Here is a 24594-nt window from a genome sequence, read left to right as displayed (position 1 = left end):
TCGCCGGCCCGGCCTATGCCGCTCCGGGGCCGTCCGCCGCCAGCAGCTCGGTCAGGCGGCGGACGGCGAAGGGTATGAGGTCGCGGACCGGGATCAGTCGGCAGGGAGCGTCGCCGACCAGCACCTCCCGGATTCCCGCCCGCTCCTCGAACTCACGCCCCACGACCGGGAAGTGGGTGCCGTTGTCGTCCGCGACGTCCGGCGCCTCGATCCAGACCCGCTCGCCCTGGATCGCCATCGGGAAGCGGCGGAGCTTGAGCCGGCGGTTGGGGGCGAAGGTCTCGGCGTAGTGCAGGAAGGTGTTGCGGTTGTGGCCGACGCCGACCAGCAGCACGTAGCCGCCGAGATCGTGCAGCGCACCGAACGGCGACTCCCGACCGACGGCGAAGCCGAGCGAGCGCCGGGCGGTGACCTCCTTGGCGTGCGCGCCGACGGCGGCGACCGAGACCTGCGGGTGGCTGCTGCGGAGGCTCTCCGGCAGGGCGCGCAGCGCCTCCGCCACCGCACCCGTGGTGGCGGGCAACCCCGGGTGGAAGAGCGGGACGGCGGCGCGGAGCTCGGCGACCCCGGGGCCGGGCGGGCCGCTGTGCCCGGGGGCCGGGTCACGGACGGTGTCCGAGGTGAAGGTGGGCGCGGCGACGGTGCCGCCGGGCCCGACCGCCTCGCGCAGGCTGGCCACCACGGCCGCCGCGCCGCCCTCGACCCGGCCGAGGCTGGAGAGCGAGGAGTGCACGATCAGCGCCATGCCCGCACGGACGCCCACCCGGTGCCAGCCCTCCACGAGGTCGGCGGTGGTGAGCGGGCCGGTGCCCGGTGTGGTCATGGTGCCCCCTGGTGACGGTGGTGCTGTTCGTGCTGGGATCGTTCGAGGCCGACCATAGCGTGTGGCACTGACAGGCGGTCAGGACGGCCTCGGGGTCAGGCGTGGGCGGCGGGCCCTGCGGCGGGTGCAGCTGCTGCAGCGCCGTGAGCAGGACGAGCACGGGCCGCCCCGGGTCCAGCGGTGCCGCGGTGGCGATCTCGTAGCGCGGCGCGTCGGCCGGCGGCAGCTGTCGTACGGCGTCCCAGATGGCCCGTTGGCCCCAGGTGGCCGGTCCGGACCCGGTCCTTCCGGACGAGAACGCGATCTGAAGCAGTTGGCGCGCGCCTCGGCGGCGGGCCCGTCGGGTACCTGTCGCAGCACCGGTGGCGCTCGGCCCTGTGAGGGTCGGGCGCCATCGGCGTTCCCGGGGGTTCCGTAAGTCTCTTGATATGAAGTATCTTGATGTCGAGATTGATTCCGGGATGGATTGTCGAGTGCGACGGGGGACCGCCATGCGGGGGAACGGACTGATAGCGCAGCTGCGGCGGCCGCCGGGCGGCCGGGACGCGCGGATCATGCTGCTGGCGCAGTGCGTCGACCGGACCGGCACGGGGGTGTGGGCGGCGGCCTCGGTGCTCTACTTCACCTACGTCTGCGGGATGGACGCGCGGCAGCTGGGCCTCCTGCTCGGGGTGGGCGCGGTGGCGGGGATCGCCGGGTCCCCGCTGGCCGGGCGGGCGGCCGAGCGGGCGCCGGTGCGCCTGCTGCTGATCGGCTGCCACCTGCTGCGGCTGGGCGCGATGGCGCTGCTGCTGGTGGTCGACGACTTCGCCGCGCTGCTGCCCGTGGTGGCCCTGATCTGCCTGGCCGAGCGGGCCGCCAAGATGCTGGAGATGCTGTTCGCGACCCGGGTCGCGGGCGAGCGGCGGGCCACCTACCAGGCGCTGTTCCGCAGCGTGGCCAACGCGGGGTACGCGCTCGGGGCGGGCGTCGCGGCGATCGGGCTGACAGTGGGGACCACGTCCGCCTACCGGGTGCTGATCCTGGCCAACGGGCTCTCCTACGTGCTGGCCGCCCTGCTGGTCTGGCGCACCCGGGAGCCGTCCGGGCGCGGCCTGGTCGCGGCGAAGGCCGGGGACGAGCCCGGCGGGGCGCCGGCCGCCCCGCCGAACCCCTGGCGCGACCGCGGCTACCTGCGGTTCGTCCTGCTGGACATGCCGCTGAGCCTGGACGACTCGATCCTCAACGTCGGGCTGCCGCTCTGGCTGGTGCACCACACCGGCGCGCCGCACGTCGTCGTCCCGATCTTCCTGGTGCTCAACACGGTTCTCGTGGTGCTGCTGCAACTGCGGGTCTCGGCCTGGGCGGAGGGGCCGCTCGGGGCGGCCGCGGCGGTGCGCTGGTACGGGGTGACGGTGCTGGGCGGCTGCCTGCTGATCGTGCTCGCCACCGGCGCCGGGCCGGTCCTGGCCTCGGTCGCGCTGCTGGCCGCGGCGATCCTGGTCACCCTGGCGGAACTGCTGCGCTCGGTCAGCTCCTGGGAACTGGCGGTCGTGCTGGCCCCGCCGGGCGCCCGGGCCTCGTACCTGGGGGTCGCCGGAATGTCCCAGTCGGTGCAGAAGTCGGTCGGTCCGCTGCTGCTCACCGGTGTGGTGATGGCCGCCGGGCCGATCGGCTGGCTCGGACTCGGTGCGGCGACCGTCGGCCTCGGCGCGCTCCAACGCCGGGCCAGCCTGCGGCGGTTGGCGACGCTGGCCGAGGCGGACGGTGGCACGGGTGCCGGTGGGGCGGGTGCCGGTGGGGCGGAGGCCGAGCCGGTGCGGTCGTCCAAGGCCTCGGTGGGCTGAGCCGGCCCTCGGGCCGTTCAGCGGGCGGCGCGCCCGCGGTTCGTCGTCGACGTGCTCGACGAGGACGGTCTGGGGCCGACCGGCGCGGACCCTGATGATCCACAACCGCATCGTCCGACGGAGAAGCGGTGCGGACAGGGAGCATCCCTGACCCGAGACGTACACGGATAGTCCGGGGGGCCGAGACCGGGTCGTCCCGAGGGGCGATGACCGGCGGCGCCCGCGCCGCCAGTTTGGGGCCATGATGAACGACAAGAAAATGAGTGGACATCAGTTTCGCTCACGCGCACGGCGTTTCGCCTCCGGTGCGCTCGCACTCGGGGTGACGTCCGCGCTGCTGACGGCACTGGTGCCCGGCGCGGCACAGGCGGCGGACACGGAGACCGACCGCGGCGGCTGGACCGCCAGGATCAGCCGGACCGAGTACGGCGTCCCGCACGTCCTGGCCCACGACTTCGGTGGCCTCGGCTACGGCTACGGATACGCCTTCGCCCAGGACAACCTGTGCCAGCTCGCCGACCAGGTGGTCACCACGCGCGGCGAACGCTCGCGCCACTTCGGCCCCGACGGCCAGTCCGTCGACCGGGTCAGCAACCTGGTGAGCGACACCTACCAGCAGGGCGTGCTGCGCACCGGGACGGTCAAGCGCCTGCTGGCCACCCCCGCGCCGCTCGGCCCGACCGACGAGGCGCGGCAACTGGTGGACGGCTACGTCGCCGGATACAACCGCTACCTGCGCGACACCGGTGCCGACCACCTGCCGGACCCGTCCTGCCGGGGGAAGGACTGGGTCGGGCCGATCACCGCGGACGACCTGTGGAACATCCTCTACGAGGTCAACACCATGTCGGGCAGCGCCGCCGCCAAGAAGCAGATCGCCACGGCCGTCCCGGGCGCCGGGACCGAGCCTGCCGCCGCGGCCGCGCCCACCGCCGGGGTCGGGCCCACCGCCGGGGTCGGGCCCGCCGCCGGGGTCGGGCCCGCCGGCGAGGCGTCCGAGCAGGCGGCGGCCGTACCCCTGATCGGCGTTCCCGGCCGATCCGCCGACAACCCCGAACTCGGCAGCAACGCCTGGGCGATCGGGCGCGACGCCAGCCGCAACGGCAACGGTCTGCTGCTCGCCAACCCCCACCTCCACTGGGCCGGCCCGGAGCGCTTCTACCAGGCCCAGCTGACCATCCCCGGCGTCCTGGACATCGCCGGCGCGGGAATCTACGGCATCCCGTTCCTCCAGATCGGCCACACCCGCGGCCTCGCCTGGAGCCACACCACCAGCTACGCGGACCACTACGCTCTCCACCGGCTCATCCTGGTGCCCGGCGACCCGACCGCCTACCTGGTGGACGGCAAGGTCGAACGGATGGTGCAGGAGAAGGTCCAGGTCGCCGTCCGGGCCGCCGACGGGACGCCCACCACCGTCGACCGGACCGTCTACCGCTCCCGCCTCGGCTACGTCCTCGCCGACGGCTGGACCGGGCAGTACGCCTACACCTTCGGCGACGCCAACGCCGAGAACCTCCGCTCGCTGAACCAGTGGCTGGCGATCGGCCGCGCCCAGAACCTCGACCAACTGCGCCAAGCCCAGCGCACCTACCAGGGCCTCCCCTGGGTGTACACCACGGCCGTCGACTCCACCGGCACCACCTGGTTCACCGACGCCTCCGCCGTCCCCCACCTCCCCGACGAGCAACTCGGCCGCTGCCTCGCCGCGGCCACCCCCCTCGGGCCGGTCCTGGACGGCTCGACCACCGCCTGCGACCCGGGCAGCGACCCGGACGCGCTCGTGCCCGGGGTCTTCGGCCCCGCCAACCAGCCGGGCCTGACCCGCACCGACTACGTCGCCAACGCCAACAACGGCCCGTACCTGACCAACGCGGACGCCCCGATCACCGGCCTGCCCACCGTCTACAAGGGCGCCTCCGAACGGATGCTGCGCTCGCAGCTGAGCCTGCGCATGATCGCCGACCGCAGGGCCGGCACCGACGGCCTCGGCGCCCCCGGCTTCACCCTCGGCACACTCCAGGCGACGATGTTCGGCAACCGGGTGCAGAGCGCCGAACTCGACCGCGACGACGCCGTGACCCTCTGCCGCGCCCACCCGGTGATCGCCGGCTCCGACGGCAACCCGGTCGACGTCCGCCCGGCCTGCGACGTACTCGCGGCCTGGAACACCCGGGCCGACGCCGACAGCCACGGCACCGTGCTCTGGCAGGCCTACCGGGACGCGCTCGCACGCACCGGCACGACGGCCTGGCAGACCGTCCCCGCCGACCCCGCCCAGCCGCTGACCACCCCGCGCGGCATCGACGCCGCCAACCCCGACGCCCAACGCGCCCTGGCCGACGCGGTCAAGGACCTGGCCACCCGCGGCCTCCCTGTGGACGCCCCGATCGGCAGCGTCCAGCGCTGGGCGGGCATCCCGCTGCACGGCTGCTCCCACCAACTGGGCTGCTTCAACGTGGTCATGACGGCCGGGCCGGACTCCGGCACCGGAGGCGGCACCTACCCGACCAACCTCCGCACCGTCCCGCACGGCGCCAGCTTCGTGATGGCGACCGAACTCACCGACCACGGCCCGCGCACCCGCACCCTGCTCACCTACGGCGAGTCCGCCAACCCGACCTCACCCCACTACACCGACCAGACCCGCGCCTACGCGCGCAAGCAGTGGATGACCGAGCGCTTCACCGAAGCGGAGATCCGCACCGCCCCGGGCCTCACCGTCACCACCCTGCGGCGCTGACCCGCCCCGCCACCGACCGCACGTCGGGCGGCCGCCGTTCCGGCAACGGCGGTCGCCCGCGCGTGGACCGGGCAGTGCGCCTTCGACAACAGACAGGCGCCCGCCTGTTTGGCAACGGCGGGGACCACACCACCGAGAGACCGCTGGAGAGCATGCAGCAGCTCGTGCAGGCCTGCCCCGGAGGCCGGCACCACCCGCGAGCCGCCGAGGAGGTTCTCGTCGACCCAGGCGGGAGCAATCCCCGCGAGCGCGGGGCCGACGCCAGCAGGCCGCGCTGAGGCGTTCCGTCCGGGGAGCAATCCCCGCGAGCGCGGGGCCGACACTTTCCGACCTGCAGTGATGCTCGTCAGAGGGTGCCGATTGATTCACTTCGCTTCGGTAAGCGATCCGCAGCCGCAGTCATGTGGTGTCGTCATCTCTTTTACTGCCAAGCCAATTATCGGTGCTGCTTCTAGGCTTCCGGAGCCTACTCGCACACGAAGGTCGGGGCGAGGGCTTGCGCCCGGCCGGCCGTGGTACCCATCCCAGGTCAAAGGTCGGCCGGGCGGGCCGGGGCCTGCCAACCTGCTGCTGTCGCACGTGCTGGCACCGCGGCGGTGGACGCGGCCGCAGTCTCATCGCCCCCTCGACGGTTGCGAGGGCAGGGGAGCACAGGTCTCCCCTGCCGATCTTCGGCCCCGCACACGCATGCGGGGGTGGCTCAAGTGATGATCCGTCGGCGCCGATGAGGCGGTCGGCGGCCGGGGGCGCGAGCAGGCCCGATCCCGGTGTCAGATGCGGGTCGCGGTGACGATGTGGTAGTCGAGGAGGTTGTCGCGCCAGGCGGTGAGGAAGTGGCGGGACCAGTGGGCGGCGGGGACGGTGTCGGTGAGGTAGCGGTCGAGGCCCGGCCAGACGTGGGTGCCGATGGACTCGGTGGTGATGTCGGTGAAGCCGTGGCGGGTGAGGTCGGCGGTGAAGCCGTGGAGGGGGTGGGGGATGTCGAGGCCGTCGGCGAAGCTGGCGAGCATGATCTTGAGGCGTTCGGCGGCGTCGGGGCCGGGGGCGGTGAAGAAGGTGGTGACCACGAGCCGGCCGCCCGACCGCAGGACGCGGGCGGATTCGCGGGCGAAGCCGTTGAGTTCGCGGAAGTGCTGGGCGGCTTCGACGGAGTAGACGCCGTTCAGGTGGCCGTCGGAGAACGGGAGTTCGTCCGCGGCGCCGAGGGTGTATGCCAGCCGATCGGGGTACGTGGCCAGGGCTCTCGCGTTGACGGCGCGGGCGCGCTCGATCTGGTCGGGGTGGATGTCCACCCCGGTCACCGCCGCGAAGCGGAACTCCCGCAGGGCGAGGGCGCTTCCGAGGCCGCGGCCGCAACCCACTTCCGCGAGCCGCAGCCGCTCCCGCGGCTCGGGGAACTCCCGCAACACCCGCCGGTACAGCTGTTCCTGGCTGCGCACCCGGTCCTCGGGGGTCGGGGCGGCGAGGTCGATGCCCTCCCAGTAGCCGAAGTTGATGAATCCGCCGGCGAAGCTGGCCGCCTGGGCCAGATCGTCGGTGCCGTAGGTCCGGCGCACGGTCGGGGGGATGCGGTTGTGGTCCATGGGCCGCTGGGTCTCCTGCTCGGTGGGTGCCCGGCCGTCGGGCGCGCCGAGGTACGTACCCAAGCCTGTGGTGGTCCGAACACGGTACGTGATGGCGGGGGTTCCGGGGGACGGTGGGGGCGCGGTGGTGTCCCGAGGGGCTCGGGGCACCACCGCGCGACCGGGGTGGCTAGCGGGTGAGGTCGGCCGGGGTGTCGAGCCTGGTCAACTTCTGCGGGTTGCGCACGACGTAGACGCGGGTGATCAGGCCGTTCTCCACCGTGAGGCTGACCACCGAGGGTTCGCCGCCGATGTCGATCCGGCCGCCCGGCGCGCCGTTGAGCCACACCGTGGCGGTGTCCGGCGCGACCGGCAGCCGCCCGATGCGCGCGAGCAGGGCCGCGACCGCCTCGGCACCGTGGACCGGGGCCGGCGCGGCCGCCGCGGTCCCGCCGCCGTCGGCGATCAGGACGACGTCCGGCGCCAGCGCCTCCATCAGGTCCTGCAACCGCCCGGTGCGCAGGGTCTCCAGGAACCGCTCCACCACCCGCTGCTGCTCGGTGCGGCTCACCCGCACCCGGGGCCGGCGGGCCGCCACGTGTCCGCGGGCCCGCCGGGCGACCTGCCGTACGGCGGCCGAGGTCTTGCCGAGGGCTTCGGCGATCTCCTCGTACGGCAGCTCGAAGACCTCGCGGAGCACGAACACCGCCCGTTCGGTAGGCCCGAGCGTCTCCAGTACGGTCAGCATCGCGAACGAGACGCTCTCCGCGAGTTCGACGTCCTCGGCGACGTCCGGGGTGGTGAGCAGTGGCTCCGGCAGCCACTCGCCGACATACTGCTCGCGCCGGCGGGACAGTGTCCGCAGCCGGTTGAGGCCCTGGCGGGTGACGATCCGGATGAGGTACGAGCGCGGGTCGTGCACCTGCCCGCGGTCGACCTCGGCCCACCGCAGCCAGGACTCCTGCAGCACGTCCTCGGCGTCGGCGGCGGAGCCGAGCAGCTCGTAGGCGACGGTGAAGAGCAGGCCGCGATGGGTGACGAAGGCATCCTCGGTCATGCCGGCGACGCTCCGGCCGGGGCGTCGCCGGCGTTGCCGGTGGCGGCGGTGCGCCGGGCCAGCGGGATGTCGCAGGAGTCGGAGAAGCCCTGGGAACGGACGCCGTTGGCGGTGTTGTTCCTGGTGGCCATGTTGACGAAGGCGACGTAGGCGGTGAGTTCGACCATGGCCGCCGCGCCGAGCTGGTCCAGCAGGCTGTCGTACAGCTCGTCGGTGACGGCCGGCGGGGTCACCGTCATGGCCTCGGCGTACTCCAGCACCTCGCGCTCCAGCGGCGTGAACACCTCCGCCGCCCGCCAGTTCGGCACCTGGCTGGCCTTGGCCAGGTCCAGGCCCTGGTTCTGCGCGTGGAAGTAGCCGATGTCCAGGCACCAGCCGCAACCGACCTGCGCGGCCACCGCCATGTGCGCGAAGGACTTGAGTCCCTCGTCGAGCGCGTCCCACTCGGCGATCCGGCGGGAGAAGTCCAGGTTCGCGGTGGCGACGGCGGGGTTGTGCCAGATCGCCTCGACGGGTTCGAGGGTGGTCCCGAAACCCTTGATCATGTTCTCGCTCAGTTCGGCGGGCAGCTGGGCCTTCGGCAGTCGCAGTGCCATGGTGTCGTCCTCCCGGTTCGGTGGGCTGTCTGGGTTGCCGGACATGAAGACACCGGAGGGCGCGCGGATGTGACAGGTGACTGAGGAAGCCGGAGGGAAAATGACCTCCGGAGGGGGAGGACGGTTCGCTACAGTCCGCGGGGACTTCCCGACCACCGCGAGGAGAACGACACCGTGAACGCCCCCGACGGCCGCCCCGCCCCGCCGCTGACCGGCGGTGAGCGCGAGATGCTGCGCGGCTTCCTCGACTTCCACCGGGCGACGCTGGCCCTGAAGTGCGAGGGCCTGACCGACGAGCAGCTGCGCCTGCGTTCCAGCCCGCCCTCGACGCTCAGCCTGCTCGGGCTGGTCCGGCACATGGCGGAGGTCGAGCGCACCTGGTTCCGCCGGGTGATCGCCGGCGAGGACGTGCCGCTGGTCTGGTCGGAGGACGGCGACTACCAGGCCGCGTACGACCCGGCCGGCACCACCCGGGCCGAGGCCTTCACCGCCTGGCAGGCCGAGGTCGAGCACTCCCGCCGGATCGAGCGCGCCGCCCGGTCCCTCGACGTCACCGGCTACCAGGCCCGCTGGGACGCCGAGGTGTCGCTGCGGCTGGTGATGCTCCACCTGATCCACGAGTACGCCCGGCACAACGGGCATGCGGACTTCCTGCGGGAGGCGATCGACGGGGTGGTGGGGGCCTGAGGGAGGCGGGACCTGAGCGAGGCGGGGTCTGAGGGGGGAGGAGGGGCCCTACCAGCCGAGGAGGTGGGTGCGGTGGGTGAGGGCGGCGAGGACGGAGTCGGCGGTCGCCTCGGGGGTGAGGTCGGTGGTGTCGAGGGTGTGGGTGGTGTCCTCGGGGGCCGGGCCGGCCTGGAGGACGACGTAGTGGAGGGCGGCGCCGGTGGTGCGGCTCTCGCGCCGGAAGGTGTCGAGGGCGGCGGGCACCGCGGGGGATTCCACCACGACCTGGTAGCCGCGGGTGGCGTAGGCGAAGGCGGCCTGGGCGGCCGCGGCCAGGGCGGTGGCGTTCTGGCGCTGGGCCTCGGGCAGGTGGGGCGGGAGCTGGCCGCTGCGGATGACCCGCAGGAAGTCGTCGGTCCGCAGGTGGACGCTCGGGTTCAGCTCCCGGGCGAGCAGCTCCGCGACCTGGCTGTTCCCGGCCCCGGCCGGGTCGACGAGGACGAGGACGCCCCCGGCGCCCCGGCCGCCCCCGAGCTCCGGCCCACCTACGGTCGTACGGTTCACAGCTGCTGATCCCTTCGCGGGCCGGGGACGGTCGGGTAGCCGGGGCGGGGCGGTCGGAGTGCGAAGGGGCTGGTCGGCCCATATCCGGACAACCGACCGCCTCGTCCCTACGACTGATGCGTTTCGGGGATCAACCTAGTCCAAACGGGTGGTCCGAGTCGTCCCCCACCCGGTTCCTGGGCGGGTCGGCGAGATGACCGGGGGCCCGCCGACCGCCCCTACCGGTCGCCGGTGCGCAGCACGATCGGGTTGGTGAGCGCCGCCATCGGCCCCCAGGGCAGGTCCGGGCCCATCGAGTTGCCCCGGCCCGGGGTGCCGTCCGCCTTCGGGTGGCGCACCTCGGCCCGGACGTAGGCGGCGAGCGAGGCGGTGGTGCGCCAGATCACCGTCCCGGCGCCGTCGGCGGGCAGCGACTCCTGGTGCATCTGCCCCTCGTCGGTGAGCAGGCGGACCGTCCCGCCGGGCACGCCGGAGACGGTGAGCCGGACGTCCAGCGGGGCGTCGGCCGGGACGGTCAGCTCCTCGCCGATGCCCGCCCGGCGGCCGTGTCCGGTGACGGTGAGGTCCAGCGTGACGGCGGAGGACTCGGCCAGCCAGCTGCGCCCGGCGCGCAGCCCGTCGAGGATCGCGTCCCGGGTGAGGTCCTCGGCGAGCACCACGGTGTGGGGGGAGCCGATGACCTGCGGTTCGCTGTGCGCGTCGCTGTTGCCCAGGGCGGGCAGCCAGGAGCGGCCCTCGCGCAGGGCGACGGCGAGCCGGCCGTCCCAGGTGTCCACCGCCGACTCGTCGTCATAGGTCCAGGGGCCGTTCCACACCTCGACGGCGTCGGCCTCCTCGTAGCCGAACTTCCACTGGCAGGCGACGTAGGGGCAGTACGGGTGTGCGGGCACCACCAGGCCGCCGGACCGGTGGACCTGGCGGACGAAGCGCGGGTACTCCTCGTCGCGCGAGCGGTAGCGCCAGTCGACGAACTGGCCGGGCTTCAGGCCGAGGGCCAGCCAGTGGCCGTTGCGGGTGGTGATCTCCTCGCCCGGCAGGATCAGCAGGTCGGGGCCGGCCAGCGGGCCCCAGGCGGCGTGCGAGGAGCTGGTGTTGTGGTCGGTCGAGACGATGAAGTCCAGGCCGGCCGCGCGTGCTCCGGCGGCCACCTCCTCGGGCTCGCGCCGCCCGTCGGAGTGGACGGTGTGCAGGTGGCAGTCGCCCCGGTACCAGGCCCGGCCGCGGCCGCGGGCGCGCTCGGCGGGGTACTGCGGGGTGGACCGCGGCTCGGGCGGGCCGAACCGGAGGGTGACCTCGACGTGGTAGTCCAGGCCCTGCGGGGCGACCTGGTAGGGGCCGAGGACGACGTGCCAGGTGCCGGGGTTGATCGGGCCGGGGAGGTAGCCGGGGGTCGCGGCGCCGCGGGAGAGGCTGAATCCGGTGCGGAAGCCGCCGGACCAGCCGCGGAAGCCGGAGCCGCCGAGGTCGGTGCCGCGTTCGTCGAAGATGCCGATGTCGCAGGAGTTGCCGGGGGTGCCGGCCGGGACCGGCGGCTTGTCGTAGCCGTAGGAGACGGCTATCTCGCGGACGCCCTCGGGCACCTCGACCGGGAGGTACACGAAGTCGGGGGCGCCGGTGGGCAGGTGGCCGGTGAGGGTGAGGGTGCGGTCGGCGGGCGTGGCGCCGGGGGCGTCGGCGGAGGTGGCGTTCGCCTGGCCGGTGGTGGCGGCCAGGCCCAGGGCGGTGGCGGCGCCGGTGGCGAGGCCGGTGCGGAGCAGGTCGCGGCGGGCGGGCCGGGCCGGCCGCGCCGCGGGCTGCTCGGCTGGTTCGGCGGCCGGCTGGTGGGTCGGTTGGTGGGTCGGCTGGTCGGGGCGCGGGCTGCTGGGTTCGGTCGGCATCGAGGCCTCCGGATCGGGGCGGGTGGGTCCCTCGCGTGACTACCCCGGCGAGTGAACCGGGGGTGAGTCGGGGCCCACGGCGGTGGGGCGGACCGGTGAAGAGGGGCCGGGCGGGGCCGGGGCGAGTTGCGGTGAGTGACGAATGGTCGGTTCATAGTCATGTCATCAGTTGATGTGAGGAACAGCCTGAACGGGAGACGACCGTGTCGGTGAGTCGGCGGACGCTGCTCATGGTGGTGGCCGGAGGGGCGCTGGCGGGCTGCGGGGGCAGGGCGGCGGGCACCGGTTCGGCCGCGCCGTCGGCCTCCGCCCCGGCCGCCCCGACGGCTTCGGCGGCTTCGGCGGCTTCGGCGGCTTCGGCGACACCGTCCGGCGGGCCCGCGGAGGCCGCCGGGCCCACGTCCGCGCCGGAGTCGACTCCCCATCCCACGCCCGAGCCCGCGGGACAGGCCCCGCACGTGCCGACCCGGGCCGAGACGGTGGAGCGGTACGGCGCGCTGGCGCCGAGCGAGTGGGGGCTGGACGTCTCCGGGGTGGTCACCGCGCTGCCGGACGGTGTGAGCGCCATGGCGCTCACCTTCGACGCCTGCGGCGGCCCCGGCGGCAACGGCTACGACGCCGACCTGATCGACTTCCTGCGGGCGCACGACGTGCCGGCCACCCTCTTCCTGAACGCCCGCTGGATCGACGCCAATCCGGACGAGTTCGAGCGGCTCGCCGCCGACCCGCTGTTCGAGATCGGCAACCACGGCACCGCCCACCGCCCGCTCTCGGTCACCGGCCGCTCCGCCTACGGCATCGCCGGGACGGGCGGCGTCGGCGAGGTGTACGACGAGGTGGCGGGCAACGCGCGGAAGCTCACCGGGCTGCTCGGGCACCCGCCGCGGTTCTTCCGCTCCGGCACCGCGCACTACGACGACGTCGCCACCCGGGTGGTCGCCGACCTGGGCCAGGGTGTGGCCGGCTTCACCGTGAACGGGGACGAGGGGGCGACGTACAGCGCGGCCGAGGTGCGGCGCCAGGTCTCCTCGGCCCCACCGGGTGCGATCGTGATCGGTCACATGAACCACCCGGGCGGTGGCACGGCTCCCGGGGTGGCCGGCGCGGTGCCGGGGCTGCTGGCGGCGGGGCGGAGCTTCGTGCGGCTCTCGGACGTGCTGTAGCCGGGAGACCCGTGGCGGGGCCCGCCGCGAGGCGCGCCCCGGGGGTGCGCGAGGCGCGCCCCGGGGGTGCCTCCCGGCCGAAGACCGGAGGAGCGTCGCGGCCCCGGCAAGGGTCCGGGAGACGGGCCCTACGCCAGGCGCAGACCGCCCGGGTGCTCCTCCTCGATGATCCGGACCAGCCAGTCGAAGACCGTCGGCCCCCGGCCCTCCCGGGCGGCCGTCAGCTCGGCGGTGATGTGCGCCCGGTTGGTCGGGTGGGCGCGGTCCAACCGCCGTTCCAGCTGACGGACCGTCTCCGGGTAGCCGAGGTTGCGGCGGGAGACCTCGTGGTGGCGCCACTCGATGACCCAGTCACCGTCGTCCGGCGTGCCGTATCCCCCGCGCAGACAATCGGCGAAGGCGTCGAGGTTGCGGCCGAAGTAGCCGTCCGCCCCGATGGTCCGCCCGGCCGCCTCCCAGAAGTCCTCCAGGGTCTTGATCCCGTCGCCGTCGATCACATAGGTCACCGTCACGGGGACGAGGATATGCGGCGCCGACGGCGGGTCGGGGGCGGAACGGGGGCCGGTCAGGGGGAGACCGCGATCGCGGTGGCGAGCAGTCCGTTCCGGACCGCCCAGCGGCCGTCGAAGCCGTCGATCCGGCGGCCGTCGACCACCGGGCCGGGCACGAGCAGCCGGGCGGTGAAGGTGCCGTCGGGGGAGAGGTCCAGCTCGGCCTCGCTGAAGTCCAGGAAGAGCAGGGTCAACGGGAACCAGGCCTTGTAGACCGACTCCTTGGCGCTGAACAGGATGCGGTCCCACGGGACGCCCGGGTGCTCGGCGGTCAGCTTGGCGAGCCGCTGCTGCTCGACCGGCAGCGCGATGGCCTCCCGGACGCCCTCCGGCAGCGGCAGCGCGGGCTCGGCGTCGATGCCGACGGAGGCGAGGGTGCCGGCCCGGGCCACGGCCGCCGCGCGGAAGCCGTCGCAGTGGGTGAGGCTGCCGACCACGCCGTCCGGCCAGCTCGGCGCGCCGCGCAGGCCGGGGACGAGCGGCTGGTACGGGACGCCGAGTCGGGTGAGTGCGGCCCGGGCGCAGTGCCGGACGGTGGTGAACTCGCGGCGCCGCTTGTCGACGGCGCGGGCGATGATCGCTTCCTCCTCGGGCTCCAGCTTGGCCTCCGGCGGGTCGAGGTAGGCCACCTCGGTCACCACGACGTCCGGCAGCAGGTCCCCGATCATCCGTTCCCCCCTCGGTCGGCTGCGCGGGTGGTCGCCGCGCGGGACGAGGGTAACCCGGACGGAGGGATCTTGGTGGGCTGATCGGAGACCGCGGCCGGGGCGCCCGGCTGCTCGGAGGCGGCTGCCGCCTCGCGCAGGGCTTGTTACTCGGTGAGCAGGCGGGCGAAGTCCAGTCCGAGGCTGCCGAGGACGGGCAGCGCGCCGAGGTCGGTGACGCCGGCGACCGGAATGCTGTAGCCCTGGTTCACCTCGCGGGGTGCCGCACCGGCGGTGACGGGTGCGGTGGCCGGGAGCAGGACGGTGCCGAGCAGCAGGGCGACGAGCGAGGTGCGCATCTGAGGGGGCCTCCGGAGGGGGACGGGTGACGGCCTGTCAACACCCTGCGTGCCGGGGCGGTCACGCATCTTCGTCCCTTCGGGCGCATTGGTAAAGATGCCTGCCTTGTGTTCATGCCAACACCGTGGAGGTCTGGACCACAATGCGCTCGAACGCATACGTTCCCTCCACGGGGGCGGGCGTTCGATCGATGAACTGCTGTGCGGTTCGCCGGACTTATCGCCTGTCATGCCCATGACCTGCACTGCAACCGGAGGGAACGAACCCATGCGCGCCATCGGCAAGAACCTCAGGATCCTCGCGGGCGCCCCGCTCGCCGCAGCCGCCCTCATCGCCCTCTCGGCCGGCTCCGCCAGCGCCGCGATACCGATCAACCAGCCCATGTCCGGCAAGGCCACCTACTACAACGACGCCGGCTACGGTGCCTGTGGCACCCAGATCAATGCCGCGACCCAGATGCTGGTCGCCGTCTCGCACACCTGGTGGACCACCGCCAACCCGAACAACGACCCGGTCTGCAAGGGCATTTCGGTCAAGGTCACCTACCAGGGCAAGACCATCACCGTCCCGGTGAAGGACCAGTGTCCGTCCTGTGACTCCACCCACATCGACCTCAGTCAGCCGGCGTTCGCCAAGCTGGCCCCGCTGGACAAGGGCGTCATCACCGGCCTGAGCTGGCAGTTCGTCAAGACTGCGCTGAACGGCAAGACGGTCGAGCTGTCCGCCCCGATCACCGGCTCCACCATCGGCTGAGCCGGCCCCCGAACGGCCGTGCCCGCCCCCGCGGCATGACGGGGGCGGGCACGGCTGCCGTCGGAGGGCCGGTGGCTGCTCGGCAGGACACGGGCGAGAACCGGCCGTTCGGGATCACGGCCGGCCGCCGCCGAGCGGCGGGGCCATCGCGAGCAGCAGCTGGACGGCCGGGGGCGCGGTCCGCGGATTGTGGGCGAGCCCCAGGGTGACGGTCGGCACCGGGGCGGTGAGGCGGCGCAGGCAGACGCCGGGGATCCGGAACACCCGGGCCCGCCCCTCGGGGATGGGCGCGATGCCGTAACCCGCCGCCACCGCCAGCAACAGCTGCTCGTCGTCCGGCTCCTCCCGGACGATCCGCGGCGAACCGCCGGGCCACAGCTGCCCCGTGATCAGCGCGTGCATCCCGGGCCCGTTCTCACGCGGCCACAGCACCACCGGCTCGTCCACGATCCGGTGCCGGCCGATCCGGGCCCGGCCGCGGGCGAGCGGATGGCCGGCCGGCACGGCGAGCAGCAACTCCTCCTCGGCGATGATCCGGCAGGCGAGCTCGGGGACGTCCAGCGGCGGCCGGACGAACGCCGCGTCCAGCCGCCCGGCGAGCAACTCGCCGACGCTGTGCGAGGTCCAGGCGGTCTGAAGTGCGACGTCCAGCCGCGGGTACCGGTTGCGGAACTCCGTCACCAGGGCGTCGCAGACCCCGCCGCGGGCGGAGCGGGTGTACGCCACGCGCAGCCTCCCCTCCCGCCCCCGCACCACCGCTGCGACCCGCTCCTCGGCCGCCGCCACCTCCCGCAGCACCCGCCGGACCTCCTCCGCGACGGCCCGCCCGACCGGGGTCAGCGCGCAGCCCTTGCTGGTCCGCTCCACCAGCTCTGCGCCCAGCTGCCGCTCCAGCGCCTTGATCTGCTGGCTGAGCGCCGGCTGCGCCACGTGCAGCCGCCGGGCGGCCCGGGTGAAGTTCAACTCCTCGGCCAGCACGGAGAAGTAGCGCATCCGGCGCAGATCCAGACGCAGGTCCATCCGGCGATGATAAGCGCGGGTTATCGCACCCGGACAGAACCGGTCTTGGACGGCCTCCGGCGCGACCGGCTTTCCTGGAGACGGCCGCCGGCACCCCGGCGGGCAGGCCTTCGAGGGAGGAGTTCACGATGGACGTCGTCGTGGTCGGAAGCGGAGTCATCGGGCTCACCACAGCGATCCGACTGCAGGAGAAGGGACTTCGGGTCGTCGTGGTGACGGCGGACGGCCTGCTGTCGACGACCTCGGCCGTCGCCGCGGCCGTCTGGTTCCCGGTCGCCACCGGCACCGACCGCCGGGTGGCGGACTGGTCCGCCACCGCCTTCGCCGAATTCGTCCGCCAGACCGAGCAGGGCGTCCCCGGCGTCTCGATGCGCAGGACCCGGATGCTGGAGCACGAGCGGCAGCCGGAGGGCCTGCCCTGGTGGGGCGAGGCCGTCCCCGACCTGCGCCGGCTGACCGCCGCCGAACACGGACCGGACTGCGCGGACGGCTGGTCCTTCACCGCCCCCGCCATCGAGATGCCGCTCTACCTGCCCTGGCTGCTCGGCCGGTTCGTCGACAACGGCGGCGAGGTCGTCCAGCGCCGCCTCGACGCCCTCGACCAGGCCCTCGCCTGGGCGCCCGTCGTCGTCAACGCCACCGGAATCGGCGCCCGGCAGCTCTGCGACGACCGGGCCGTGCACCCGGTGCGCGGCCAGCTCGTCCTCGTCCGCAACCCCGGACTGCCCAGCTCGACCCGCATCCAGGACGACCCGGCCGGCTACACCTACATCCACCCCCGCAGCGCCGACGTCGTCCTCGGCGGCACCTTCGAACCGGACGACTGGAACACCACCCCCGACCCGGCCACCGCCGAGGCGATCCTCGCCCGCTGCACGGCCCGCATCCCCGAACTCCGCCACGCCCGCGTCATCGGCCACGCCGTCGGCCTGCGCCCCGCCCGCCACGGCGGCCCCCGCCTCGAAGCGGAACCGGGCGGCCGGATCGTCCACAACTACGGCCACGGCGGCGCCGGCGTCACCCTCAGCTGGGGCTGCGCCGACGCCGCGGCCGCGCTGGTGGGGTGACCGGGCGGCCCGCCCGAGACCGTCACCCCCGCCGGACGGGGGCAGCCACCCGTGCTCCGGTCCGTCCAGGTCCTCGACGGCCCCCCATCAGAGACCGCTCACCGTCTGCGCCACCACCTCCCGCTGCTCCCCGCCCTCCATCGTCCCGCCCGTACGGATCCGCACCTGAGGCCCACGGGGCGGGGGCGCGGGGGTGCGGCGGGGGAGCGGTTCGGGAAGGTGGTGCCTGCCGACCCGGTGGTGGGGCGGCGGTGACCAGAGGGGATTGCCGGGACGGCCGAGAAGCCGGTGCTGTACGTCGTGGTCTGTGCGGCGGGGGCCGCGGGCGGGATCGGGGAGTCCGGGTGGCGCATCCGGCGTACGAGGAGAGCCTGGCGAAGCTGCGGCGGACGGGGGTGCGGATCGCGGACTTCGTGCCCGGCTCGTACAGCTGGACACGGGCGCTGGAGCCGTTGCGCGACTGACAGGGTGGCTGGTCGGGGCCGGCGATCCTTGCACTGTGAGGGGTGGCCCGCATCGACCCGCCGGAGGTAGCGTCCGGGCAGGTCAGCGAGGGTGTGGGAGGTTCCGGTGGCGGCGGTCAACGGCGAGGTGTCGTTCTGGTACGCGGCGGACGGGGTGCCCGAGGCGGGTCCCGCCCTGCCGGGGAGCCGGGACGTCGACGTGTGCATCGTCGGCGGCGGGTACACCGGTCTCTGGACGGCCTACTACCTGAAGAAGGCCGACCCCTCCCTGCGGGTCGCCGTCCTCGAACAGCGCTTCTGCGGCTACGGCGCCTCCGGGCGCAACGGCGGCTGGCTGTACAACGGCTTCGCGGGGCGCGGCGCGTTCGCCAAGCGGTACGGGCGGCAGCGTGCGGCGGCGATGCAGCGGATGATGGACGCGGCGGTCGGGGAGGTTGTCGACGTCGCCGCGGCCGAGGGGATCGAGGCGGACATCGTCCGCGGCGGCGTCCTCGAAGTAGCCCGCAGCAAGCCGCAGTTGGAGCGCCTGCGCGAGCACGTCGAGGGCGAGCGGGCCTACGGCGAAGGCCGGGTCGAGCTGCTCGGGGAGAAGGAGGCACGAGACCGGATCGACGTCGCCGGCACCATCGGCGGCTGCTGGACCCGGTACGGCGCCCGCATCCAGCCCGCGAAGCTCGCCCGCGGACTCGCCCGCACGGTACGCGAGTCGGGCGTCGATGTGTACGAGGGGACGACCGTCACCGCGATCCTGCCCGGCGGCGGCCACCGCAAGCCCCGCGCCGTCACGCCGTACGGCACCGTCACCGCCGACCAGGTGCTGCGCGCCACCGAGGGGTTCACGGCCGGGCTGCGCGGCGAGAAGCGCACCTGGCTGCCGATGAACTCCGCGATGGTGGCCACCGAGCCGCTGCCCGCCGAGTTCTGGGCGGAGACCGGCTGGCAGGGCCGCGAGGTGCTGGGCGACTTCGCCCACGCCTACATGTACGCCCAGCGCACCGCCGACGACCGGATCGCGCTCGGCGGGCGGGGCGTGCCGTACCGGTTCGGCTCGCGCACGGACTCGGACGGCAGCACCCAGGTGGAGACGGTGCGCCAGCTCCGCCGGATCCTCGACCGCTTCTTCCCGGCCGCCGCGCACGCGCGGATCGACCATGCCTGGGCGGGCGTGCTCGGCGTCCCCAGGGACTGGTGCGCCACCGTCGAGCTGGACCGGGTGAGCGGGCTCGGCTGGGCGGGCGGGTACGTCGGCAGCGGGGTGACCACCACCAACCTGGCCGGCCGCACCCTGCGGGACCTGGTGCTCGGCCGGGACACCGAGCTGATCCGGCTGCCCTGGGTCGGCCACACCGTGCGGCGCTGGGAGCCGGAGCCGCTGCGCTGGCTCGGCGTGCACGCGATGTACGCCGCGTACCACGCCGCCGACCAGCAGGAGGCGGCCGGCCGGGCCACCACCTCGCCGATCGCCCGGGTCGCGGACGTCGTCGCCGGGCGCTGAGCCTTCGGGTGTGTTGAGCCTTCGGCTGCGTTGAGCCTTCGGCTGCCCTGCGCCTCCGGACGCCGAACGGGCGGCGCCGGAACGCAGGGTTGACGTCCCGACGTGTCCGTACCGCGTTGCGTCGACCGCCGGTGGGACCGTCCCGCCACGATGTGCGGATGACAGTGAACGAGGTGGATCCGCCGACGGCTCCGCACGATCCACCACCGCACATCGATGGTCCGTTCGGACGTGCCGCCGAGCGGATTCGCCACGCAGCAACGACGGTGAAGGCGTGCTGAGGAGAACACCGCCGGCCCTCGCGGTCGCCCTGCTGCTCTGCGCGCCGACGGCCGGCGCGTGGGCCGGTTCGCCGGGTCGGCAGGTCGCGGTGGTGGACCAGGCCTCGCGCAGCGTGCTGGTGTTGCAGAGCGCCGAGGAGCTGATGGCCTATCGCGGGCCGGACCGGCTGCCGGTGGTCTGGGGCTGGAGCGCCGACCGGGCACCGGAGTTGGCGGATCTGACGCCCGCACGCAGCTGGACCAACCCGGACGAGGCGAAGTCCCGCGTCCGGCACGGGCGGCGCTACCTGCTGACGACCGCCTCCGGAGGGCTCGCCGCCGTCGTGGAGACCACCACCGGCCGGGCCCACTGGGCGGCGGACCTGGGGACGGCCGTCAACCCGCACAGCATCGAGCTGCTGCCGGACGGCAACGTGGCCGTGGCCGCGAGTTCGGGCGCCTGGGTGCGGCTGTACGCGGCCTCACAGGGCCCGCGGGCCGCGACGTACGCGCAGTTCCCGCTGCCGGGTGCGCACGGGGTGCACTGGGACGGCCGGACCGGCCTGCTCTGGGCGCTCGGGGACTCGGCACTGACCGCGCTGCGGGTCGGCGGCACCCCGGCCGCGCCGACGCTCGACGCCGTGCGGACGAGCCCCCTGCCGGGGAGCGGGGGGGCACGACCTGGCCGCCGTCCTGGCGGCTCCCGGGGGGTTCTGGGTGACCACCTCGGACGGCCTGTGGCGCTACGACCCGGCCACCGGCCGCTTCACCGCCGTGCACCTGGCCGATCCGGCCGCCGAGCGGGACCTCAAGAGCGTCGGCGACGAGCCGGGCACGGGCCGGCTGCTCACCGTGGCGCCCGAACACGAGGCTCCGTGCGACTGGTGCACCTCGGTGATCACCCTGCACCGGCCGGAGGGTTCGCGGTCGCTGCGCGGCGCGCACCTGTACAAGGCGAGGTGGTGGAGTGGCTGCTAGCAGACTTCGGCGTGCGGGGAGCCCATCCTGGGGCGCGCGTCGGAAATTCCACCCGAATTGCGGACGGCATTCGACTGATGGGGCATATTGTGTACACCGACAAACTACTCCGATGGTGGTCAGTTTCCCGTCGCGGTCCGCAAACCATCAGTCGACCCCGGTCGGCTGGGATAGCGTCGTGGGGTCGGGGGGTCGACACCGATCCGGTGTAATCGAACGCTAGCTACCGGGCCGTAACGGCCGAATGAGTCATGGAGAAAATCATGCGGAATTTCCCTGCGGAAAACCGGCCGGACGGAGTTGACGACCTTCAGCTCGCGATGGAATCACTGGCAGCCTTCCCGTCCCGTAACGCGGGGAGCGGGGCGGACGTGACCGAGCGGCTCGCGGCCGTTCACGACCTCTGCCGCGCGGTCGACGGGGTGCTGGACAGCCTGGTCGTCCAGGCGGCGGCCGAGGCGGCCGAGGAGGGGTGGACCGCGGCCCGGATGGCGGCCGAACACTCCGGCTACTACGCCAGGTTGCAGCGCGCGCTGCTCCCCGCCGGTGCCGGGCTGACCCGGCAGTGAACGCGGTGCAACCGGGCGTGCACGTGCTGTCCTGCCCCACCCGGTGGAGCGACGTCGACGAGAACGGGCACATCAACAACGCGCGTCTGGTCGGCTACGTCCAGGAGGGGATTTACGACCTGTTCAGCCACCACGAAACGGCAGTACGGGAATCGCTGTTCCCGTCCGGATTCATTATCGCCAGGCACGAGATCGACTACCTGGAGCAGTTGCACCACCGGCCCGAGCCGTTGTCGGTGCGGCTCACCGTGGAACGGCTCGGACGGAGTTCCGCGCAGGTCGAGGTGAATGTCTGCCGGGACCGGATCACCTTTATGCGGGCACGGACGGTGGTGGTCGCCCGGGACCGCGAGTCCGGCCGCTCACGGGCGCTGAGCCCGGCCGAGCGGAGCTTTCTCTCGGCGTTCATGGCGGACGCGGCCCGCGCCCAGGCGGCCCTGGCGGCCACCACGGTGACCGCGGCCACGGCGGTGAGCACGGCCGGGGTGGCCGCGACGCCGCCGGCGCAGCGGGTTCCGGCCGGTGCGGCCGCCGCCGCGGTGCCGTCGCGCCGACCGCGCAGGCGGTGCCACGCCTCGGTGCGATGAACCGCCGCCCGGGTCCGGTGGCGTGGCCGGCGGCGGCGATCCCGCCCGGTCGGCCCCCCGGTCTCGGGGGCGTCCGTACGGTTCCTTGACGGCCGGCCGCTTCCGCGGGCGCCGGGGCGAGTTACGCTGAGCAGCACGGGCACCGGTACGTTCCACGGTGGTCACGGGCTGCGACCTCCCTGCTGGTCCAGGGCGAGCGGGCCGCCGTCGGGCCGGCCGGCGCCGCCGACCGGAAGGAGGACGCGATGACCATCTCCTGGGAGGACTTCCTCGCCCGCGTGGTGGAGCGCGGCGAGTACCGGGGCCAGGCCGAGGCGGATCACGCCGCCCGGGTCGTGCTGGCCCTGCTCGGCGAGCACCTGGTGGGGTCCGAGCGGGTCGAACTCGCCGACGCGCTGCCCGTCACCTACGCCCCGCTGCTGCGCGACGCCGCGCCCGCGTCCGAGCCGCTGACCGCCGAACGCTTCGTGCAGGCCGTGGTGGGGTGGATCGACGGCGCAACCCCGGCGACGGCGCAGTGGGACATCGGGGCCGTGCTGAGCACCGTCGCCGACCTGGTCCCCGGGGAGCTGCTGGACCGGGTGATCCAGCAACTCCCGGACGGCTACGACCTGCTGTTCGGCCACCCGGCACGGGCCTGAGCGCAGGGCAGGCCCGCCCCGGTAGCTACCCCGTGGTGGCCCGGAACAGCTCCGCGCCCGGGCCGGTCAGCTCGACCGGCCCGGCGCCCGGGCGGAGGTAGGCCGACGCGCCCGCCGGGAGCGGGAGTTCGGCGCCGCCGGGTGCCCGCAGGCGGGCCCACCCGGAGACGCAGAGCAGGATCTGCGGGGTGGCGAGTTCGACGCGGACGGCGACGGCGCCGGGGCGCAGCCGGGAGAGCCCGAACTCCTCGGCGGGTGAGGCGAAAGCCTCCTCGCCGTCGCGCCCCGTCGGGCGCGGTACGAGCACCTCGGGTTCCCCGGTGCGGAAGGACGTGACCGCCAGCAGGCCGTCCGGGTCGACGTGCTTGGCGGTGAGCCCGCAGCGCAGCACGTTGTCCGACTCGGCCATCAACTCCACGCCCACGCCCCGCAGATAGGCGTGCGGCACCCCGGCGTCCAGGTACAGGGCCTGCCCGGCGCCGAGTCGGACGTGGTTGAGCGGCAGCGCGGCGAGCAGCCCGCGGTCACCGGGGTACTCCTCGGCGAGGCGGACGTACGCGGCGCAGCTCGCGCCGTACGGTCCGCCGGCCGCCGCGGCGCTCCGCAAGGCCCCGGTGACGGCGGCCAGTTCGGCGGCGTCGGCGTTCAGCCCGGCGCGCAGCAGCTCGGGCAGCACGGCCTCGGCGGGCCGGGCACGCAGGGCGGCGGCCCAGGACGGGAGCACGCCGAGGGCGTCCAGCAGCCGGGCGGTGGCGGCGGCCGGCCGGAAGCCGCACAGCGCCTCGAAGTCGCCGAGGGCGCAGATGAGTTCGGGCTTGTGCCCGCGGTCCTTGAACACCCGCTCCGGCGCGTCCGGCGGGATGCCCCTGGCCTGCTCCGCGGCGTAGCCGGCCTCGGCCTGGGCGCGGGTGGGGTGGACCTGGAGGGAGAGGGCCCGGTCGGCGGCCAGCACCTTGAACAGGAACGGCAGCGCCGGGCCGAACCGCCGTACGGTGTCCGGTCCGAGCAGGCCGTCCGGGTCGGCGTCGATCAGCTCGTTCAGCGGCTGCGGGACATCGCCGTCGCCGTCGCCGTTGGTGCCGTCGCCGGTGACGAGCAGCGACGGCGCCGACGGGTGGGCGCCCAGCCAGAGTTCGGCTTGCGGGGTGCCGTCGGGCGCGGTGCCGGTGAGCGCGGGGATGGCGGTGGGCGAACCCCAGGCGTACCGGCGGACGGGGTTGCGCAGGAGGGCGAAGGGCGGCAGCGGGGACGGCGGCATGCGGGCGGCTCCGGGCGGGCTCAGCGGCAGAGCGCGGCGGCGCCGATCAGCCCGGCGTCGGTGCCGAGTTCGGCGCGGCGCACGTCCAGGCCGCGGACGTACGAGAGGGCGGCGTAGCGGTCCAGGTGTCGGGCGAGCGGGGTGAACAGCACGTCCCCGGCGGCGGCCACCCCGCCGCCGACGACGACCCGGGAGAGGTCCACCAGGGCGGCCGTGGCGGCGATCCCGGCGGCCAGCGCCTGGGCGGCGCGGTCGAAGGAGGCCAGCGCGACACGGTCACCCGCGGCGGCGGAGGCGGCGACGGCGCGGGCCGTCCGGTCGCCGTCCGCGGGCCGCCAGCCCTCGGCGAGGGCCCGGCGGGCGATCGCGGTGCCGCTGGCCAGGCCCTCCAGGCAGCCGCGGGAGCCGCACGGGCAGGGCTCGCCGTCCAGGTCGACGGCGATGTGGCCGAGGTGGCCGGCGTTGCCGCTGGGGCCGGGGCGCACCGCGCCGTCGAGTACCAGTCCGGCGCCGACGCCGGTGGACACCACCAGGCAGAGCGCGTTGTCGGCGCCCCGGGCCGCGCCCTGCCAGTGCTCGGCGGCGGCCATCGCCACGCCGTCCCCGGCCAGCCGGACGGGCAGGGGGGCGCGGGCGGCCGCCGCCGGGTGCGCGGCGACCGCCGGGTGCGCGGCGACCGCGTCGACCAGCGGGAAGCCGCGCCAGCCGGGGATGTTGACCGGGCTGACGGTGCCGCCGGCGAGGTCGACCGGGCCGGCGCTGCCGATCCCGACGGCCGTCACGGCGGCCCAGTCGGCCGTCCCGGCGAGCCGTTCCAGCACCTGGTGCACCACGGCGAGCACGGCCGCGCCCGGCTCGGTGGCAGGGGTGGGCAGCTGGAGCCGGTGCCGCAGCCCTCCGTCGGCGTCGACCAGCGCCCCGGCGATCTTGGTGCCGCCGATGTCGAGGGCGGCGAACAGCGGGGTGACGGGCACGGCGGGCTCCAGATCGGTCGAGGGGCGGCGCTCCGGCCACGGGGCCGAGGCGCCGAACAGCGTAAGAGGGCCGAACATCGTAAGGGCGCCGAACAG

The 24594-nt window shown here is 74.3% G+C and carries 24 protein-coding genes and 1 pseudogene; 12 read left to right on the top strand and 13 right to left on the bottom strand.

Going from position 1 to position 24594, the window contains the following annotated elements; all coding sequences use genetic code 11:
- Positions 1-13: 13 nt before the first annotated feature.
- Positions 14-823: an aminoglycoside N(3)-acetyltransferase gene (locus ACWDBB_RS01705; protein ID WP_392921561.1), complete on the bottom strand. Its 810-nt coding sequence runs from the start codon at positions 821-823 to the stop codon at positions 14-16.
- Positions 824-1314: 491 nt separating this feature from the next.
- On the opposite strand from ACWDBB_RS01705, the gene ACWDBB_RS01700 reads away from it, so the two are divergent.
- A complete protein-coding gene (locus ACWDBB_RS01700; protein ID WP_449787719.1) occupies positions 1315-2649 on the top strand; it encodes an MFS transporter in 1335 nt (444 codons plus the stop codon).
- A 322-nt stretch (positions 2650-2971) separates the two neighbouring features.
- Positions 2972-5392 carry a penicillin acylase family protein gene (locus ACWDBB_RS01695; protein WP_449787718.1) on the top strand — a complete coding sequence of 807 codons (2421 nt, stop codon included), beginning with the start codon at positions 2972-2974 and terminating at the stop codon, positions 5390-5392.
- 770 nt (positions 5393-6162) lie between these two features.
- Here ACWDBB_RS01695 and ACWDBB_RS01690 read toward each other — a convergent pair.
- From ACWDBB_RS01690 to ACWDBB_RS01680, 3 genes are all read right to left on the bottom strand, one after another.
- The gene (locus tag ACWDBB_RS01690; RefSeq protein ID WP_449787717.1) at positions 6163-7038 is read right to left on the bottom strand and encodes a class I SAM-dependent methyltransferase; all 876 of its coding nucleotides are present in this window, start codon (positions 7036-7038) and stop codon (positions 6163-6165) included.
- Between the two features lie 106 nt (positions 7039-7144).
- Entirely contained in the window at positions 7145-8011 is an 867-nt protein-coding gene (locus ACWDBB_RS01685) for an RNA polymerase sigma-70 factor (protein WP_449787716.1), read from the bottom strand.
- A complete protein-coding gene (locus tag ACWDBB_RS01680) occupies positions 8008-8607 on the bottom strand; it encodes a carboxymuconolactone decarboxylase family protein (protein ID WP_449787715.1) in 600 nt (199 codons plus the stop codon). The genes ACWDBB_RS01685 and ACWDBB_RS01680 overlap by 4 nt, the downstream gene beginning before the upstream one ends.
- A 228-nt stretch (positions 8608-8835) precedes the next feature.
- Between ACWDBB_RS01680 and ACWDBB_RS01675 the strand changes: the two genes are divergently transcribed.
- Positions 8836-9294 carry a DinB family protein gene (locus tag ACWDBB_RS01675; RefSeq protein WP_449787771.1) on the top strand — a complete coding sequence of 153 codons (459 nt, stop codon included), beginning with the start codon at positions 8836-8838 and terminating at the stop codon, positions 9292-9294.
- A gap of 48 nt (positions 9295-9342) precedes the next feature.
- Here ACWDBB_RS01675 and ACWDBB_RS01670 read toward each other — a convergent pair whose 3' ends face one another.
- The 3 genes from ACWDBB_RS01670 to ACWDBB_RS01660 form a co-directional block, all read right to left on the bottom strand.
- Entirely contained in the window at positions 9343-9837 is a 495-nt protein-coding gene (locus ACWDBB_RS01670; RefSeq protein WP_449787714.1) for an ATP-binding protein, read from the bottom strand.
- Between the two features lie 218 nt (positions 9838-10055).
- Entirely contained in the window at positions 10056-11714 is a 1659-nt protein-coding gene (locus ACWDBB_RS01665; protein WP_449787713.1) for a CehA/McbA family metallohydrolase, read from the bottom strand.
- A gap of 157 nt (positions 11715-11871) precedes the next feature.
- Complete coding sequence (locus ACWDBB_RS01660; protein WP_449787712.1) at positions 11872-12144, bottom strand: hypothetical protein; 273 nt, start codon at positions 12142-12144, stop codon at positions 11872-11874.
- Between the two features lie 28 nt (positions 12145-12172).
- On the opposite strand from ACWDBB_RS01660, the gene ACWDBB_RS01655 reads away from it, so the two are divergent.
- On the top strand, positions 12173-12877 hold the full coding sequence (locus ACWDBB_RS01655; RefSeq protein ID WP_449787711.1) for a polysaccharide deacetylase family protein: 705 nt from the start codon (positions 12173-12175) through the stop codon (positions 12875-12877).
- A 128-nt stretch (positions 12878-13005) separates the two neighbouring features.
- Here the strand turns inward: ACWDBB_RS01655 and ACWDBB_RS01650 are convergent, their stop codons facing one another.
- From ACWDBB_RS01650 to ACWDBB_RS01640, 3 genes are all read right to left on the bottom strand, one after another.
- Complete coding sequence (locus ACWDBB_RS01650; RefSeq protein ID WP_449787710.1) at positions 13006-13389, bottom strand: barstar family protein; 384 nt, start codon at positions 13387-13389, stop codon at positions 13006-13008.
- Between the two features lie 53 nt (positions 13390-13442).
- Positions 13443-14096 (bottom strand): 4'-phosphopantetheinyl transferase family protein, encoded by a 654-nt coding sequence (locus ACWDBB_RS01645; protein ID WP_449787709.1) that lies wholly within the window; start codon positions 14094-14096, stop codon positions 13443-13445.
- Positions 14097-14239: 143 nt separating this feature from the next.
- Positions 14240-14431 (bottom strand): hypothetical protein, encoded by a 192-nt coding sequence (locus tag ACWDBB_RS01640; RefSeq protein ID WP_449787708.1) that lies wholly within the window; start codon positions 14429-14431, stop codon positions 14240-14242.
- A 268-nt stretch (positions 14432-14699) separates the two neighbouring features.
- Between ACWDBB_RS01640 and ACWDBB_RS01635 the strand changes: the two genes are divergently transcribed.
- Positions 14700-15185, top strand: a complete 486-nt coding sequence (locus ACWDBB_RS01635; RefSeq protein WP_402408932.1) for a cysteine/serine endopeptidase inhibitor — start codon at positions 14700-14702, stop codon at positions 15183-15185.
- Positions 15186-15299: 114 nt separating this feature from the next.
- On the opposite strand, the gene ACWDBB_RS01630 is transcribed toward ACWDBB_RS01635, so the two are convergent.
- Complete coding sequence (locus tag ACWDBB_RS01630) at positions 15300-16205, bottom strand: LysR family transcriptional regulator (RefSeq protein ID WP_449787707.1); 906 nt, start codon at positions 16203-16205, stop codon at positions 15300-15302.
- A 128-nt stretch (positions 16206-16333) separates the two neighbouring features.
- Here ACWDBB_RS01630 and ACWDBB_RS01625 point away from each other — a divergent pair, with 128 nt between their 5' ends.
- The 7 genes and pseudogenes from ACWDBB_RS01625 (at position 16334) to ACWDBB_RS01595 (ending at position 22266) form a co-directional block, all read left to right on the top strand.
- Positions 16334-17272 (top strand): FAD-dependent oxidoreductase, encoded by a 939-nt coding sequence (locus ACWDBB_RS01625; protein ID WP_449787706.1) that lies wholly within the window; start codon positions 16334-16336, stop codon positions 17270-17272.
- Between the two features lie 570 nt (positions 17273-17842).
- Positions 17843-19231, top strand: coding sequence for an NAD(P)/FAD-dependent oxidoreductase (locus ACWDBB_RS01620; protein ID WP_449787705.1), 1389 nt, complete (start codon positions 17843-17845; stop codon positions 19229-19231).
- Between the two features lie 424 nt (positions 19232-19655).
- A pseudogene (locus ACWDBB_RS01615) lies at positions 19656-20006 on the top strand (DUF6528 family protein); the annotation flags it as partial.
- Positions 20007-20208: 202 nt separating this feature from the next.
- Entirely contained in the window at positions 20209-20469 is a 261-nt protein-coding gene (locus ACWDBB_RS01610) for a hypothetical protein (RefSeq protein ID WP_449787772.1), read from the top strand.
- Positions 20470-20840: 371 nt separating this feature from the next.
- Positions 20841-21038 carry a hypothetical protein gene (locus tag ACWDBB_RS01605; protein ID WP_392879757.1) on the top strand — a complete coding sequence of 66 codons (198 nt, stop codon included), beginning with the start codon at positions 20841-20843 and terminating at the stop codon, positions 21036-21038.
- The gene (locus ACWDBB_RS01600) at positions 21035-21625 is read left to right on the top strand and encodes an acyl-CoA thioesterase (protein WP_449787704.1); all 591 of its coding nucleotides are present in this window, start codon (positions 21035-21037) and stop codon (positions 21623-21625) included. Before ACWDBB_RS01605 ends, ACWDBB_RS01600 begins: the two co-directional genes overlap by 4 nt.
- A gap of 245 nt (positions 21626-21870) precedes the next feature.
- Positions 21871-22266: a DUF2267 domain-containing protein gene (locus ACWDBB_RS01595; RefSeq protein WP_449787703.1), complete on the top strand. Its 396-nt coding sequence runs from the start codon at positions 21871-21873 to the stop codon at positions 22264-22266.
- Between the two features lie 25 nt (positions 22267-22291).
- Here the strand turns inward: ACWDBB_RS01595 and manA are convergent, their stop codons facing one another.
- On the bottom strand, positions 22292-23524 hold the full coding sequence (gene manA, locus ACWDBB_RS01590) for a mannose-6-phosphate isomerase, class I (protein ID WP_449787702.1): 1233 nt from the start codon (positions 23522-23524) through the stop codon (positions 22292-22294).
- A gap of 20 nt (positions 23525-23544) precedes the next feature.
- Positions 23545-24576 (bottom strand): ROK family protein, encoded by a 1032-nt coding sequence (locus ACWDBB_RS01585; RefSeq protein WP_449787701.1) that lies wholly within the window; start codon positions 24574-24576, stop codon positions 23545-23547.
- Between the last annotated feature and the right edge of the window lie 18 nt (positions 24577-24594).

This window comes from Kitasatospora sp. NPDC001095, from assembly GCF_053598615.1.
This window is presented reverse-complemented; position numbering and strand designations above follow the sequence as displayed.

Excerpts from the sequence above, each read along its gene's own strand:
- ACWDBB_RS01705 (WP_392921561.1), bottom strand. The coding sequence starts at position 823 with ATGACCACACCGGGCACCGGCCCGCTCACCACCGCCGACCTCGTGGAG.
- ACWDBB_RS01700 (WP_449787719.1), top strand. The coding sequence starts at position 1,315 with ATGCGGGGGAACGGACTGATAGCGCAGCTGCGGCGGCCGCCGGGCGGC.
- ACWDBB_RS01685 (WP_449787716.1), bottom strand. The coding sequence starts at position 8,011 with ATGACCGAGGATGCCTTCGTCACCCATCGCGGCCTGCTCTTCACCGTC.
- ACWDBB_RS01680 (WP_449787715.1), bottom strand. The coding sequence starts at position 8,607 with ATGGCACTGCGACTGCCGAAGGCCCAGCTGCCCGCCGAACTGAGCGAG.
- ACWDBB_RS01675 (WP_449787771.1), top strand. The coding sequence starts at position 8,836 with ATGCTGCGCGGCTTCCTCGACTTCCACCGGGCGACGCTGGCCCTGAAG.
- ACWDBB_RS01665 (WP_449787713.1), bottom strand. The coding sequence starts at position 11,714 with ATGCCGACCGAACCCAGCAGCCCGCGCCCCGACCAGCCGACCCACCAA.
- ACWDBB_RS01645 (WP_449787709.1), bottom strand. The coding sequence starts at position 14,096 with ATGATCGGGGACCTGCTGCCGGACGTCGTGGTGACCGAGGTGGCCTAC.
- ACWDBB_RS01640 (WP_449787708.1), bottom strand. The coding sequence starts at position 14,431 with ATGCGCACCTCGCTCGTCGCCCTGCTGCTCGGCACCGTCCTGCTCCCG.
- ACWDBB_RS01635 (WP_402408932.1), top strand. The coding sequence starts at position 14,700 with ATGCGCGCCATCGGCAAGAACCTCAGGATCCTCGCGGGCGCCCCGCTC.
- ACWDBB_RS01630 (WP_449787707.1), bottom strand. The coding sequence starts at position 16,205 with ATGGACCTGCGTCTGGATCTGCGCCGGATGCGCTACTTCTCCGTGCTG.
- ACWDBB_RS01625 (WP_449787706.1), top strand. The coding sequence starts at position 16,334 with ATGGACGTCGTCGTGGTCGGAAGCGGAGTCATCGGGCTCACCACAGCG.
- ACWDBB_RS01595 (WP_449787703.1), top strand. The coding sequence starts at position 21,871 with ATGACCATCTCCTGGGAGGACTTCCTCGCCCGCGTGGTGGAGCGCGGC.
- manA (WP_449787702.1), bottom strand. The coding sequence starts at position 23,524 with ATGCCGCCGTCCCCGCTGCCGCCCTTCGCCCTCCTGCGCAACCCCGTC.
- ACWDBB_RS01585 (WP_449787701.1), bottom strand. The coding sequence starts at position 24,576 with ATGTTCGGCCCTCTTACGCTGTTCGGCGCCTCGGCCCCGTGGCCGGAG.